Source organism: Clostridium sp. HGF2 (assembly GCF_964240115.1).
GTDB classification, from domain to species: Bacteria; Bacillota_I; Bacilli_A; order Erysipelotrichales; family Erysipelotrichaceae; genus Clostridium_AQ; species Clostridium_AQ innocuum.
On the sequence record NZ_CAXSSO010000003.1, the window covers coordinates 171,820 to 185,700 of the forward strand.

At 42.2% G+C, this 13,881-nt stretch carries 12 protein-coding genes and 1 tRNA gene; 10 read left to right on the forward strand and 3 right to left on the reverse strand.

What is annotated here, in order from left to right:
• The first annotated feature begins 28 nt into the window (after positions 1-28).
• Together ACESPQ_RS07345 and ACESPQ_RS07350 are read left to right on the forward strand one after the other, a co-directional pair.
• Positions 29-1,273, forward strand: coding sequence for a hypothetical protein (locus tag ACESPQ_RS07345; RefSeq protein WP_002609426.1), 1,245 nt, complete (start codon positions 29-31; stop codon positions 1,271-1,273).
• A 681-nt stretch (positions 1,274-1,954) separates the two neighbouring features.
• Complete coding sequence (locus ACESPQ_RS07350; protein WP_373144182.1) at positions 1,955-3,010, forward strand: ABC transporter ATP-binding protein; 1,056 nt, start codon at positions 1,955-1,957, stop codon at positions 3,008-3,010.
• A gap of 116 nt (positions 3,011-3,126) precedes the next feature.
• Here the strand turns inward: ACESPQ_RS07350 and ACESPQ_RS07355 are convergent.
• A tRNA-Ala gene (locus ACESPQ_RS07355) sits at positions 3,127-3,202 on the reverse strand.
• Between the two features lie 634 nt (positions 3,203-3,836).
• Between ACESPQ_RS07355 and ACESPQ_RS07360 the strand changes: the two genes are divergently transcribed.
• Both ACESPQ_RS07360 and ACESPQ_RS07365 read left to right on the forward strand, forming a co-directional pair.
• Positions 3,837-4,526: an AzlC family ABC transporter permease gene (locus ACESPQ_RS07360; RefSeq protein WP_009588646.1), complete on the forward strand. Its 690-nt coding sequence runs from the start codon at positions 3,837-3,839 to the stop codon at positions 4,524-4,526.
• Entirely contained in the window at positions 4,523-4,855 is a 333-nt protein-coding gene (locus ACESPQ_RS07365; protein WP_257328259.1) for an AzlD domain-containing protein, read from the forward strand. The genes ACESPQ_RS07360 and ACESPQ_RS07365 overlap by 4 nt, the downstream gene beginning before the upstream one ends.
• Before the next feature lie 343 nt (positions 4,856-5,198).
• Here ACESPQ_RS07365 and ACESPQ_RS07370 read toward each other — a convergent pair whose 3' ends face one another.
• Positions 5,199-6,077: a LysR family transcriptional regulator gene (locus ACESPQ_RS07370; RefSeq protein ID WP_109770833.1), complete on the reverse strand. Its 879-nt coding sequence runs from the start codon at positions 6,075-6,077 to the stop codon at positions 5,199-5,201.
• Between the two features lie 245 nt (positions 6,078-6,322).
• Between ACESPQ_RS07370 and serC the strand changes: the two genes are divergently transcribed.
• The 3 genes from serC to ACESPQ_RS07385 all read left to right on the forward strand — a co-directional run bounded on the left by serC (position 6,323) and on the right by ACESPQ_RS07385 (position 11,238).
• The gene (gene serC, locus ACESPQ_RS07375) at positions 6,323-7,408 is read left to right on the forward strand and encodes a 3-phosphoserine/phosphohydroxythreonine transaminase (protein ID WP_257334159.1); all 1,086 of its coding nucleotides are present in this window, start codon (positions 6,323-6,325) and stop codon (positions 7,406-7,408) included.
• A gap of 11 nt (positions 7,409-7,419) precedes the next feature.
• Positions 7,420-8,586 carry a phosphoglycerate dehydrogenase gene (locus ACESPQ_RS07380; protein ID WP_002609435.1) on the forward strand — a complete coding sequence of 389 codons (1,167 nt, stop codon included), beginning with the start codon at positions 7,420-7,422 and terminating at the stop codon, positions 8,584-8,586.
• 438 nt (positions 8,587-9,024) lie between these two features.
• Positions 9,025-11,238 carry a DNA topoisomerase gene (locus ACESPQ_RS07385; RefSeq protein WP_109770834.1) on the forward strand — a complete coding sequence of 738 codons (2,214 nt, stop codon included), beginning with the start codon at positions 9,025-9,027 and terminating at the stop codon, positions 11,236-11,238.
• Between the two features lie 81 nt (positions 11,239-11,319).
• On the opposite strand, the gene ACESPQ_RS07390 is transcribed toward ACESPQ_RS07385, so the two are convergent.
• A complete protein-coding gene (locus tag ACESPQ_RS07390; RefSeq protein ID WP_008816879.1) occupies positions 11,320-11,481 on the reverse strand; it encodes a hypothetical protein in 162 nt (53 codons plus the stop codon).
• 105 nt (positions 11,482-11,586) lie between these two features.
• Here ACESPQ_RS07390 and ACESPQ_RS07395 point away from each other — a divergent pair, with 105 nt between their 5' ends.
• From ACESPQ_RS07395 to ACESPQ_RS07405, 3 genes are all read left to right on the forward strand, one after another.
• A complete protein-coding gene (locus ACESPQ_RS07395; protein ID WP_002609439.1) occupies positions 11,587-12,357 on the forward strand; it encodes an HAD-IIB family hydrolase in 771 nt (256 codons plus the stop codon).
• Between the two features lie 412 nt (positions 12,358-12,769).
• The gene (locus tag ACESPQ_RS07400; protein ID WP_002609440.1) at positions 12,770-13,108 is read left to right on the forward strand and encodes a PadR family transcriptional regulator; all 339 of its coding nucleotides are present in this window, start codon (positions 12,770-12,772) and stop codon (positions 13,106-13,108) included.
• Positions 13,098-13,781, forward strand: coding sequence for a hypothetical protein (locus ACESPQ_RS07405; RefSeq protein ID WP_257328263.1), 684 nt, complete (start codon positions 13,098-13,100; stop codon positions 13,779-13,781). Before ACESPQ_RS07400 ends, ACESPQ_RS07405 begins: the two co-directional genes overlap by 11 nt.
• Positions 13,782-13,881 lie beyond the last annotated feature (100 nt).

Sequence of the window (13,881 nt, forward strand, 5' to 3'; positions counted from 1 at the left end):
GAGAGTGAAGTTAAAGGCAGGGATATATATGAATGTTAGTAGAGATAGATTATCAGTTATCGGTAAACTGATTGGCATTTACAGAGAAGAACGGCGGGGTAATACACAAAATAGTTTTACTCTGAAGAAATTTTGTGATGGCATTTGCAGTATAAATACGTTAAAGAATATCGAAGCTGGCGGATTGAGCAGATCTGAGGATGTTTATATTGAATTGTTGGATAAGCTGGATTTGAAATTTGGTGAGTTTCCAATTGTTGATGATGAAATAGAAAAGCTGATTAAAGGGATTTTAAGAGATATTGAGTATTTTCAAATACAATCCTTATTACATGCATGTAATAGAGGAATAAGATTGTTAGAAAATTTCAAAGGATATGTATATTATGGTGAATTTTACTATATATTGAAGGATTTATATAATTATTATAAATCAGACATATTGATAAATGAGAAACGAATATACGTTTATGAAGGCTTACTTAATAATGATGTGTTTGTTTGGAATGATGTATTCAAAGTTTTATTATTTGCTAAATTGAAGATCGAGTGCAAAACAGATTTAAAGAAGTACTATAACCTGATTGAAAAATTAAATCTATTAAATGTTAATTTAAGTTGTTTAAAAATTATCGTTTTACATTATTATTTAGTGAGTGAAGAATACCTTGAGATGTTTACGATGATAAGCGAACTTAAATGCATATTTAGACAAAGTAAGAATTTTATTAGACTTATAGATGTTTATAATTATGAAATAATAATGTATAGTTATGCATCAAATAAAGGAATTGACAGTGTTGTTAATGAAGTGAATGAAATCTTAAAAGGAAATGAGATACCGAATATAAAAATTTATGAATTATATTCAAATATAGCATCTTACTATCATCACAGAAAAGATTATGAAAAAGCATTAGAATATTTCAATTTGATGCTAGATTATTATGATGGAGTTTTTGTACCGCATTTGATTTATATAGCAGATTGTCAAAATCATTTGGATTTACCGATAAAAATGCCTGTTATAGAAAAAGGTGTATTATCTGGTTATCCTATAGAAATACGAATGATGTATAAATATTTTAGTCTTGATGAAAATGTTCCGGATTTTGTAAAACAAAACTTTATTATCAAGAGAATTCTTCCTAAAATAACAGATGATATTGATATAGATATTTTCAGATTTGAATTAACCAAACTAGTTGAACGAACAGGTCATTATAAAAGTTTGCATTATTTTGAACATTTTTTAAATACCAAATTAAGTTGATGGTTTTTCTTGAAAAGTATCTTAAAACCAGATTTTCAATATAAACATTAACTTAAGCCGATTCTATTGAGTTAAATCAATTTTTAACATATCATTCTTATGTCAGAGATGATATGCATATGGTCTTAATAGAATATCAAGGCAAAAGTAATGAAAAAATTATTGATTGCAAGTTTATGTAGTCTGGGATTAGCAAGTGCGTTCTTTTTAGCTGTAGATACAAATAAGGGATTTACAGTAGCAAGTGGCGGCGGATATGTAAACGTTAAAATCTAATACTTGAAAACTACTTCTTTTCATAAGAAGTTTTTTCTTTTACAGCCCGAGTTGACGGTTTTCTTGAAAAACTGTAATAATCGCCAAAATTTTTATTAAATGTCAACTTGCGTGAAATCCATTGTATAAATTCACTATTTCTAGTAACATATAGGTGTCTTGAAGAGGGTGGGCTTCGAGACACTGGGGATCACTTCGGTGATCATATGGGAATCGTATTGATGGAGATTGTGAAAATGGTCTTCCCCAAGCCCGTTTATTCTCATGTACACTCTTAGTAAATAAACTGATACTGTTTACAAAATCAATACGAATGGGGGATTACAAGAACAGCAGCTTTGCTCGACAAGGTTGCTTTTTTTGTTTTCTTCGGCTACACTTAATGTGGAATATGGAGAGATGTGCATGAGTAAACTCTTATTGAAAAATATAACAAAATCCTATGGGGATATTAAGGCAGTACGCGATTTTCATCTCGAGCTCTCGGAAAAAAGCTTTATTGTGCTTGCAGGTCCATCCGGGTGTGGGAAAACGACATTGCTTCAGCTTGTCGCAGGATTTCTGACTCCGGATTCAGGAGAAATATATATTGATGATCAGCTTGTCAATCAGAAAACACCTGCTCAGAGAAGTATCTCCATGGTATTTCAGGAAGCTGCATTGTTTCCTCATATGAGTGTTTTTGAGAATATAACCTTCGGTCTTGCTCACAGCGGAATGAAGCAGCAGGATATAAAGGAAGCTGTCTATCAGATATGTGAAGTGCTGGGTATCTGTGACTTACTGGAACGCAAAGCGCGTGATTTATCAGGTGGGCAAAAACAGCGTTGTGCGATTGCCCGTGCACTCATAAGAAAACCGTCGTTGTTTCTGATGGATGAGCCTCTGAGTTCTCTGGATGCGAGACTTAAGACACAGCTTCGAATTGAAATTGCGCAGCTGTATCAGAAAAACAGTGCCACCTTTCTCTATGTAACACATGATCAAATGGAAGCAATGACACTGGCGGATATTCTGATTATTATGAAGGATGGAGAGATTCAGCAAATGGGAAATCCGATTGCCATTTATCAAAATCCAATCAATCTGTTTACTGCCTCTTTTTTAGGTGTATATGATATCAATCAGTTTACAGCAGTCCTTGCACAGGGGGTGCTTCTCTTTCATGAGCAGAAGATACCATGGCTGTCAGAGGATAAAAATCTTTCCGTAATACTGGCGGTGCGTTGTGAACATGTCATTGAGGTATCAACAGGTGGTATATGCGGCAGCATTGTATTGGTTGAACAGTCCGGTGAGCAGGTGTATTATCATATCCAATATGAAGAGGGAGTCGTTATTATGAAGTCAGATACTTCCCATATCCATCAGCGCATGGAGAAAATCCGGTTCTGGATTGACTGGGAATATGTACTTCTGTTTGATGCCTGTACGCAAAATCGTATATATAAGATGAAATAAAAAAGCCGTATTCCCGTATTTTCTCCTGTTGAAGAATGTGGAATCGGCTTATTTTTTTATACCATTTAAACAAAGCACAAAAAAAGATTCCGTTAGGAATCTCTTCTGATCTATCATGGTGGAGCGTATCGGGATCGAACCGATGACCCCCTGCGTGCAAAGCAGGTGCTCTCCCAGCTGAGCTAACACCCCATCTCGATTGCTTAATAAATATATCATGCAGCAGATAGCCTTGTCAATGCTTTTTTTGATTTTTTTGATAAAATGATAAACGGTATCGATTAACAAGGAATCCTGAAAGTCAAAGCGATCCTTCACTTGCAAGGAAGCTTTGATTTGATTCTTTATTTCCTCCGGTTATGACAGTAAACATAAGGCTGAAGATTTGTTCAATCTGCTCTGCTGTAAGGTATACAGCCGCGGTAAGCGGCTATCATGAAACTTGGTTTCCAACTGTCGGCTTCGAAAGTAACATGAGCCTTCCACTCTGCCTTTTTTGATTCCTCTTTTTCCCTTCCTCTCTACCTTCTGCTTAAAACCTTTTATGATTCCTTCTTCCATCCCATCTTCAAAGCTGTCCTTAAAGCCATAGCGGTAACGTGTATGCAAAGGCAGGTATGTAATCTGCATTCATAAGCATACAGCTTCCATGCTTTACACGATTCGTGATAGTTTGGCTACCATCCAGTCAGTGTGTTCCCTGCAAGACGGTCAACTGTAAATAAGCAGACTGCATGCTTATGATATATCCGTAAAAAGAATAGGGGATTGCAAGCGAAAGAGAAATCGTCTAAAATATAAGAAAACTTTTGAGGGGTGATGTTGTATGAAAATAGCAAAGGAGGCACTGCGGCTCAGCTTTCCTGTGATGGTCGGCTATGTATTCCTGGGAATCGCTTTCGGTATTCTCTGCCAGCAGCAGGGCTATTCCATGCTCTGGGCGTTTTTGATCAGTCTGAGTGTGTATGCCGGAAGTATGCAGTTTGTTTTACTGACATTCTTTCATGCCGGATTTTCACTTGTGGAGGTAGCACTGGTTACACTTACCGTAAATGCAAGGCAGCTGTTTTATGGTCTTTCATTTCTGAAGAGCTTTCCGGCGATGGGAAAGAAACGCTGGTATATGATGTTTTCCCTGACAGATGAAACCTATTCCTTATTGTGTGCAATTCCGAATAAGGAAAGCAGAGAGGGGAAACAGCTGATGTTCTGTATATCGTTATTTGATCAGCTGTATTGGATAATAGGTTCCGTACTCGGTGCAACCATCGGCTCTCTGCTCGCCTTTGATACCACGGGAATCGATTTTGCAATGACAGCTTTGTTTACTGTCATCTTTGTGGAGCAGTGGCTGGCAGCGAAGCAGCATGGTGCTGTCTATATCGCAATAGCCGCGATTCTCATTTCCACTGCGCTGTTTCAGTTATCTAACTTTCTGCTGCCGGCGCTCATACTGCTGGTCATTCTGCTTGTCATCTTTCAGGACAAGGTGGAAAAAAAGGAGGATGCATCATGATAGGTATTACGGATAGCCTGCTGATTATCGCAGTTGCGGCAGTTTGCACCTTTCTGACACGTGCGCTTCCCTTTATGATATTCAAGAACGCAGAAGCACTCCCGCGGAAAATTGTATATCTGGGGAATGTGCTGCCTATGGCGATCATGCTCTGTCTGATTGTCTACTGTGTACGCAATACGAGTTTTTTTCAATATCCGTACGGTCTGCCGGAGCTGCTGGGAATCGGGAGTGTCGTACTTCTTCATGTGTGGAAACGCAATAATATGATCAGTATCATCGGGGGAACCCTGCTTTATATGATGCTGGTACAGCTGGTGTTTGCATAGTTTTGAAGGATGCTTTGAACCAACTAAAAACGTAATGATAAGGAAAGGCGTGTTCCGTATTGATGGATTCTGTACAGGGACACCCTTTTTCCGTGAAACTGTGAAAGCTGTGTGTGCTTTAGAAATGGGATACAGACACATCACATTTTACAGTCATAAGCCGCAGATCTTAGGGAAATTTCTTATACCGCGCTTTGTTTACGCAGTTTTACCACACAGAGCAGTCTGATCTTTTGGCTTCTGAATAGCCGTCACGGTATGAAAGGTCTGTCAGGTAACGAAGCACGGTGTCAGGGTGCTGAGCAAGTATGAAAAACTCAAATAAAAAAAGCCATGACAATCATCATGGCCGGCACACAGATGCAAAGAAGGCGTCATATTGTTCCTTGAATACCGAATCCTTCAGTGTAATGTAATTAAATTCATGGAGAATATGGAAATCATACAGGTCGATCACTTCCAGTTCTCCTTTTTCTATCTCTTCTCTTGCGGCGGCTTCATACAGAAAGCTGATTCCCTGATTGTTTCTGACGAGCGTTTTGATAGCCTGTACATTGCCGATTTCAATCACCCTCTGAAAGGCGGCGATGGATAAATTGATTTCCTGCATGCCGCGCTCCAGTATTTCTCTGGTACCACTGCCATCTTCCCGAACAATCAGTGTTTCCTGCACCAGATCCTTCAAACAGCGAACCTCCTTTTGCAAGGTATAATGCTTTCCTTTTACCGCGACATAGCGCTCCTGCGACAGCAGCTTCCAGTCATAGGTCTGCTTTGGAAAATATCCCTCAACAAAGGCGAAGCCGATATCCCCGCTGTTCAGCATCTGTAAAAGGGTTGCTGTGTTTTCCACAATCATGCACAAAGAGGTCTCCGTATGCTCAGCGAGAAAGCTGTTCAAGCGCTGTGGCAGGATAAACTCCCCAATCGTCAGCGTGGCACCAAAGCGCAGGGCGGGTGTTTTCTGATTCTGCTTCAGCAGACTGCGGATCATTTTCTCATCCGCAACCATGGTACGCACTTTCTCAGCCAGCAGCTTACCCTGAGCCGTCAGATTCAACTGCTTTCCGTCATAAAAAAACAATTTGCAGTCATATTCCTTTTCCATATATTTGATATGCTGCGAAACCGCAGGCTGTGTAATGCATAAGATATCCGCAGCCTTCGTATAATTTAATGTTTCAGACAGCGTAAGGAATGTATATAAACGAAAATCCAGCATGTTCTCATCTCCCAATTTCTGTAAGGTAAGTATACCACGAATAAAAGAAGAGCGAAAGAAAAACAGGTGTCTTTAATATGTGTACAGATGTACTTGTTTTGTTTACGTTGAGAAAACTCTTTCATAAATGTTACATCAATTTTTCATTTTAACTTTCATTTTATTTCATTTGTGCTATAATAGTGCTTACTAACAGAAAAACATGCTGTTGGATGAAGTATAAGAGGAAAGGAAGGTGCCTGATTATGGCCGAAAACAGAATTTACAATTTTTCAGCTGGTCCATCCATGCTGCCACTGGAGGTGTTGAAAAAAGCGCAATCGCAGATGCTGAATTACGAGGAAAGTGGCATGTCGGTTATGGAAATGAGTCATCGATCCAAAGCCTATGATGCGATAATTACAAAAACACAGGAACGAATGCGTTCCATCATGAATATACCGGATAACTATAAGGTTTTGTTCCTGCAGGGAGGAGCAACCTCTCAGTTTTCCATGGTTCCCCTGAATCTGCTGCAGAAGGGTACGGCAGATTATATCGTGACCGGATATTTTGCAAATAAGGCGTATGCGGAAGCAAAAAAATACGGGGAAATCGTTCTTGCAGGCTCCAGCAAGGATGCGGATTATTCCTATATACCCGCTCTGCAGGAGCTGCAGCTGAATAAGGATGCAGATTATGTATATCTGTGTGCGAACAATACGATTTACGGTACCGAATGGAAATATGTTCCGGAAACGAACGGTGTGCCGATTGTTGCCGATATGTCCAGTGACATCCTGTCCAAGCCGGTGGATGTATCCAAATTCGGCATCATTTTTGCCGGAGCACAGAAAAATATGGGGTGTGCCGGTCTGACAGTCGCAATCGTTCGTGAAGATTTGATCGGACATGCAAAGGATTTCACACCGGTGATGATGGACTATGCTCCCCTTGCCGACAAGGATTCCATGTACAACACACCGCCGACCTATGCAATTTATATTTTGGGGCTGGTGCTGGAATGGATTGAACAAATGGGCGGACTCGAGGTCATGCAGAAGCGAAATGAAGAAAAGGCGAAGCTGCTGTATGACTATCTGGATAACAGTGCTTTCTATACAACCACCGTACGCAGGGAGGATCGCTCTTTGATGAATGTAACCTTCCGTGCACCGAATGCAGAGCTGGATGCGTTGTTTGCCAAGGAAAGTGCCGCAGCCGGTATGAGCAATCTGAAGGGGCACCGTGCAGTTGGCGGAATGCGTGCATCTATCTACAATGCCATGCCGCTGGAGGGTGTGCAGACACTGATTGCATTTATGAAAAAATTTGAAGAGGAACATAAATAAGGGAGATAACTATGAAAATAAAGCTGTTTAATAAAATTGCGGATGCCGGGATCAATCAGTTTGATCCGAGTGCATATGAATTTTCTGAGGATTTTGACACGTACGATGCTATTATGGTGCGTAGTGCGAAGCTGCACGATGTGGAATTTCCCACCGATCTGAAATGTATAGCCAGAGCCGGAGCAGGGGTAAACAACATACCGCTGGATCGCTGCAGTGAACAGGGAATTGTCGTTTTCAATACGCCGGGGGCCAATGCCAATGCCGTGAAGGAGCTGGTAATGGCAGGACTGCTGATGTCCTCCCGTAAGATTACAAAGGGCATCGAATGGGTCAAGACTCTGGAGGGTGACGATATTTCCAAGGCTGTGGAAAAAGGAAAAAGCAATTTTGTCGGTCCGGAAATTGCAGGTAAAAAGCTGGGCGTTATCGGACTTGGTGCGATTGGCGTACTGGTTGCCAATGCCGCAGCCGCTATGGATATGGAGGTTTTCGGATATGATCCGTTCATCTCTGTAAAAGCCGCCTGGACCTTAAAGGCAAGAGTGCACCATGTACAGAATCTGAAGCAGATTTTTGAGGAATGCGATTATATAACCGTACACGTTCCATTCAGTGATAAAACCGCAAATATCATTGATGCGGAAGCGATTGCGGCAATGAAGAGCGATGTGCGTGTGCTGAATTTTGCACGCGGCGGTCTGATCGATGATGAGGCGATGATGAAGGCGATGGATGAAGGAAAGATTGCAGCCTATGTAACGGATTTCCCGACAAAGGAGCTGTTGCAGTATGAGCAGGTGATCGGAGTTCCTCACCTTGGGGCCTCCACTCCGGAAAGTGAAGAAAACTGTGCGGTTATGGCTGCCAATGAAATCATGGAGTATCTGGAAACGGGAAATATTACCCATTCTGTGAATCTTCCGGATATGCAGCTTGCACAGGAATGCAAATACAGAATCTGCATTATCAATAAGAATGTGCCGAATGTGGTCGGTGCCATTACCACGGCACTTGCCAATGTCGGTGTGAATATCGAAAATATGGCAAATAAGGGGAAAAAGGATTATGCATATATGATCCTTGATACCAATGATGAAGTCAGTGAAGAACTGATGGAACGACTGCGCAGCCGGGAAGGCATTATCAATGCGCGTTTGATTACTGCAAAGGCATAATGTAACGAAAAGCACCTCAATGAAATGAACCCCAAAGCTTGGACAGTCAAAGGAAAGGGATTCACTTCACAAGGTGCCTTTTTTAGTTTCTTTTTAAAAGGTATAAACAGAAAAAATATGATTTGCGTTACAGGAGATGTCAGTACAGACAACACTGTAAGCTTTCATAGACTGTCAAAATATACAGGGAGTTAGATATTATCTGTAGCATACTGGAGATAACGTTCGCTGATTACAGGAGATATCCTGCTGATAGCAGCTGTTTTTCCATACGAATTGCAGATGAGCTTGCTTTTCTTATTATATATACAGATTATCTTTTATATAAAGGTTATCGTCTCATTGCCAGTCACGCTGATTTGAAAAATATTAGAAATTTTCAGAGAATTCTGATATAATTCTATGTATTTGTTTAGGATCGTGCAAAGGAGGAATTCGATGCGTTCTTTGATCATTGCGGAAAAGCCGGAGCTGGGTAGAGCGATTGCGGCTGCGATTGACGGCAGCGGTAAGGAAGTCCGCGGCGTCATACGTAAGCAGAATGTCATTATCACCTGGGCATACGGACACCTTCTGCGCCTGTGTGAGCCGGATGAGTATGATGGGAAATATAAAAAATGGAAAAAAGAGGATCTTCCGATCTGCTTTGAAAACTGGAAGCTGGTTCCTGATGGAAATAAAAAGGACCGTGTGGAACAGATTATGGCACTGATGCAGGAGTGTGACCAGATCATCCATGCAGGTGACCCGGATGATGAGGGACAGTTTCTGATTGACGAAATTCTGGATTACGCACAAAATGAAAAGCCGGTCAAACGGGTATATATCAATGACAATACGCCGGCAAATATCAAAAAGGCCTTTCATGATCTGATCGATAATGATGAAAAACTGCGTGCTGTGGGTAGAAGCGCCTATGCCCGTGCAGTTGCGGATTATGTAGTGGGAATCAATTATTCCCGCCTGTTTTCCCTGCTTTTGCGAAGAAAAGGCATGAGCGTGGGACGTGTGCAGAGTCCAACGCTGGGATTGATCGTCATGCGTGATGAGGCCATTGATCATCATGTGAAGCAGAAATATTATGAGCTGCATACCGGTGGACATATCGCAGAGCCCGACACGTCCATCCGCTTTCAGCTGAAACCGAAAAGTGATCTACTGGATGATGGAAAGCATATTCTGCATCGCAATATCATGGAGGATATGGAACGCGATATCATGGACAAGCCGGATCAGAAGGTGAAAATCGATGAGAAATTCATGGATGTGAAGCCGCCGCTGCCCTTTAACCTTGCAAAGCTGCAGGCACATATGAATGCCAGATACGGCTTTGATCTGAGCAAAACGGACCAGATTACCCAGACATTACGTGACCGCTATCAGGCCATTACCTATAATCGAAGTGACTCTCAGTATTTAAAGGAAGAGCATTTTCAGGAGGCTGACAAGGTGCTGCCGCATGTCATGAGCAAGCTGAATGAGCAGTATCCGGTGGATTACAAGCTGCATTCCGAATGCTTTAACGACAAATATGTGACGGCACATCATGCCATTATTCCAACCATGTCGGATTTCAATATCGCGCAGCTGCTTCCGGATGAGCGAAGGGTGTATGAGGAAATTTGCCGGTACTACATCATGCAGTTTCTGCCGCCGATTCGTAAACGGCAGCTGAGTGCGATAATCAAAACGGAATATGGGGATTTGCGAGCGACCAGTACCTATGTGCTGGATGAGGGCTATAAGAAATATTTTACGCCGGAGAAGGAGGACAGCCAGGAGGAGGAAGAGGATGACAGCCGCTTCGATTTGCCGAAGGGCACCTATCCGATACAGCTGGTAAGCAGTGAACTACAGGAAAAGGAAACCAATCCGCCGAAGCGCTATACCCAAGCCAGTCTGATCCGGGATATGACCAGTATTGCCAAATATGTACAGGATAAGGAAATCAAGGATATTCTGAAGAAGAAGGATAAGGATAAAAAGGGAGAGAACGGTTCGATCGGAACAAGTGCGACCCGCTCACAGATCGTGGAGACGCTGATCAAACGCCGGTATGTGGAAATGAAGGGGAAAAACATTATCTCTACTCAGCTGGGAAAGGACTTTTACCACCTGCTGCCGGAGGAAATCAAAAAGCCGGATCTGACCGCAAAATGGTGGGTGATTCAGGAGGATATCAAGGAAGGCAATGCCGATGTGAAAACCCTGGTGGACAGTGTGCTGGAAGCCTTTGTGCCGCATTTGAAAAAGGATTACTCCCATCTTCGTGTATCCGGTGAGGTGGAAATCGACGATGATCGCAAGGCGGTCGGTATCTGTCCTGTCTGTGGGAATAAAATTGTTGAAAACAGCAAGGGCTTTGGCTGTGTGAATTATCGCAACGGCTGTAAATTCGCTTTGTGGAAGGAGGACCGTTTTTTTCAATCGATTGAAAAAGAGGTAACCCTGCCCATGGCGGAAAAGCTGTTAAAGGATAAATATTGCCTGGTGAAGCTGAAAGAGGGCGAGCAGGAAATCATTAAGGTGCTGCAGCTGGGTGTCAGAAACGGACGGGCAGTCTACCGTCTGGTGGATGTGCCGAAAAAGGATACGTCCGCAAAACAGTCCGTTGCAGAAGCAGCCCTTCATGCGGAGCAGAAGAAGACATAAAAAAATTCCCACAATCTCATAAAGAGAATGGGAATTTTTTTTCTTATACCATTGTATAAGTTCTACAGAGCCGAACAGATACTACTGTTCTTCGTAGTAGCATCCTTCTTCCTGTGAAGGAGGAAAACGTCTGCCCTTTTCAACGTCTACGTCACCGTACATTTCATTGCCATCTTTGTCATAGCATGTGTATTTGCCGGTTTTTTCGCAGTTCATTCCTGGGCGGTATTTCTTCTGTGCCATTTCTAACACCTCCTGATAGTAGTATGGGAAAAGCTTATGAATCTTATACATAAACATTGTTTTTTTATTGAAACTTGGTAAAATGAATGTATGGAGGATATGCGTATGAAAATTCTGGCTAGTGATTATGATGGTACTCTTCGAACAGAGGAGCTGGTTGATATAAATGATGTCCATGCGATACATGAATTTCGTGCAGCGGGAAACATGTTCGGTCTGGTTACGGGAAGAAGTATGGAGTCCATACAGACGGAGATTCAAAAAAATAAGATAGAATTTGATTTCATTGTGGCAAATAACGGTGGTGTGATCTATGACCGTGATTTTCAACGTCTGCAGGTGCTGTATATGGATTTCAACAAGGCGCTGGATATCATCGCATATATCAAAACCCTGGATTGTGTATCGTATGTTATCAATGACGGCTTTCACCGGTTTAAATTTTCCGTGGATGAGAATCAGATTGATCATAAATACGGCAATATGCCGGATACAAACGAGCATGAGGAGGAGGTATTGGACCGCGGGAAGATATCCCAGCTGGTTGTTTCCCTGAACGACACCATGCTTGCGGAGGAGATCAGTCATTACATCAATACGAACTTTAAGGGCTACGCTGTTGCCTATGTGAATGTGAACTGTGTGGATATCGTGCCGGAGGGTGTTTCCAAGGCAGAGGGACTGTATTTCATCGAACAGCATCTTGGTCTGGAGCATGATGCCATCTATGCCATCGGTGACTCCTTTAATGATATTCCCATGATTGAGGAATTTCACGGCTGTGCCATGATGCATGCAAGAAGTGCAATCGTGGAGCCGGCAGAGCATGTGTTTATCAGTATTGAGGAATGCATTGCATTTCTGATGAAGCTGTAAACAGTGAAATCGTACAGGTGTGTTTTGCTTTATTAGGAAATAAGGTCATCGTTTCATAAAGGAAAGGCTGTGTGACAGATCCTTTTTAAACCATGTGTAAAAAGGAGTTTCAATGTGGCTGTTTAGAAAGGGCATAACGTATGCTCTTTTTTCGTGCCTGCATAACAACCGATTAGCCTTTACAGCGTAAATATACAGCAGGGGAAGCTCCTTGCATATCTCTTGTCTGATACCTTTTCCGGGTATCTCGTATTTGTTCCTATGTGAAAATGCTTTAACATGAGCTTTGACGTAATAGAAAATATATATGGAAGAGCTGTCTTTGTCTGGTAGATTCCTGTTGACTCTCGACTACCTTGTGGTACAATATAGATGAAGAAAGTACCTTGTGTCGCAAAGTAGAGGTGAGTCCATGTACGATAAAACACAGCTCATGCGAGGGAGTCTGGAGGGCTGTATCCTGAAAATCATTGAACAGCATATGACCTATGGCTATGAAATCCTCATGAATATGAAGGAAGCCGGCTGGATTGATGTCACAGAAGGAACGTTGTATCCGATTTTGCTGCGGCTGGAAAAGCTGCACTATATCCGTGCGGAAAAAAGGGATTCTCCACTGGGACCCAGGCGCAAATATTATCAGATCACAACAGAAGGCCGCGTGTATCTTCGGGATTTTTATACGGAATGGAGCAAGCTGGCAAAAACGATCGACAAGCTGTTTGAAGGAGGTGGGAACGATGACCGGTAATGAATATAACGACAAAGCAAATCTCAACCATGAATACATGATCGTATATCAGGATATGCTGCGCTATCTGAGCAGTAAGGACATTTCCCTGCTGGTCGCAAGGGATATTCGAGACGATATTCTGGCTATGGCACTGGAAAGTCAAACGCGCGGACTCAAGGTAGAGGAAGCATTTGGCGATTATCAGAAATTTTGTGATGCCGTCTGTGCGAATGCGGTACAGGAGACACGGCTGGAAAAGCTGCTGCGCTGGTGGAGGCTGCTGTCCTCCCTTATGGTATTGTGGGCGCTGCTTGATGTTATCGGAATGGGGATTGATGAGAGCGAATATGTGGAAAACGGTATGCTGTTTGTGTCCTGGAAGACCATCATGTTTTATATCATGCTCATTCTAGGAAGCACTGTGCTAGTACAATGGCATAACCGGCGCAGCTTTCACCGTATTCTGGGCGCATGGTACACATATTTGATCGCATATGGCGTTTTAGCTGTGGGTTTCAAATTTGTTCTCTACCTACTCAGTTCCTGCTTTCATGTTTCCACAGGGATGCTTTCCATACCACTGTGGCTGCTTGCGCTTCTGGCGATTAGCTGTATTCTATCCTGGATTGCCTATCATTTTCTATTAGAAAAGCAGTTTCGTTTATATCGGGGGATGCAGGAGGAAGCGTAGCGCTGCACAACCTCAAGTCATGCGTGAATTGCTGCATGTCAATATGTATGACAGCAGGAGTATGTATCCAAAGAAAAAAGGGTACGCTTTCTGGTGGATA

Coding starts and splice junctions, on each gene's coding strand:
- ACESPQ_RS07345 (WP_002609426.1), top strand. CDS start 29: ATGAATGTTAGTAGAGATAGATTATCAGTTATCGGTAAACTGATTGGC.
- ACESPQ_RS07350 (WP_373144182.1), top strand. CDS start 1,955: ATGAGTAAACTCTTATTGAAAAATATAACAAAATCCTATGGGGATATT.
- ACESPQ_RS07360 (WP_009588646.1), top strand. CDS start 3,837: ATGAAAATAGCAAAGGAGGCACTGCGGCTCAGCTTTCCTGTGATGGTC.
- ACESPQ_RS07365 (WP_257328259.1), top strand. CDS start 4,523: ATGATAGGTATTACGGATAGCCTGCTGATTATCGCAGTTGCGGCAGTT.
- ACESPQ_RS07370 (WP_109770833.1), bottom strand. CDS start 6,077: ATGCTGGATTTTCGTTTATATACATTCCTTACGCTGTCTGAAACATTA.
- serC (WP_257334159.1), top strand. CDS start 6,323: ATGGCCGAAAACAGAATTTACAATTTTTCAGCTGGTCCATCCATGCTG.
- ACESPQ_RS07380 (WP_002609435.1), top strand. CDS start 7,420: ATGAAAATAAAGCTGTTTAATAAAATTGCGGATGCCGGGATCAATCAG.
- ACESPQ_RS07385 (WP_109770834.1), top strand. CDS start 9,025: ATGCGTTCTTTGATCATTGCGGAAAAGCCGGAGCTGGGTAGAGCGATT.
- ACESPQ_RS07390 (WP_008816879.1), bottom strand. CDS start 11,481: ATGGCACAGAAGAAATACCGCCCAGGAATGAACTGCGAAAAAACCGGC.
- ACESPQ_RS07395 (WP_002609439.1), top strand. CDS start 11,587: ATGAAAATTCTGGCTAGTGATTATGATGGTACTCTTCGAACAGAGGAG.
- ACESPQ_RS07400 (WP_002609440.1), top strand. CDS start 12,770: ATGTACGATAAAACACAGCTCATGCGAGGGAGTCTGGAGGGCTGTATC.
- ACESPQ_RS07405 (WP_257328263.1), top strand. CDS start 13,098: ATGACCGGTAATGAATATAACGACAAAGCAAATCTCAACCATGAATAC.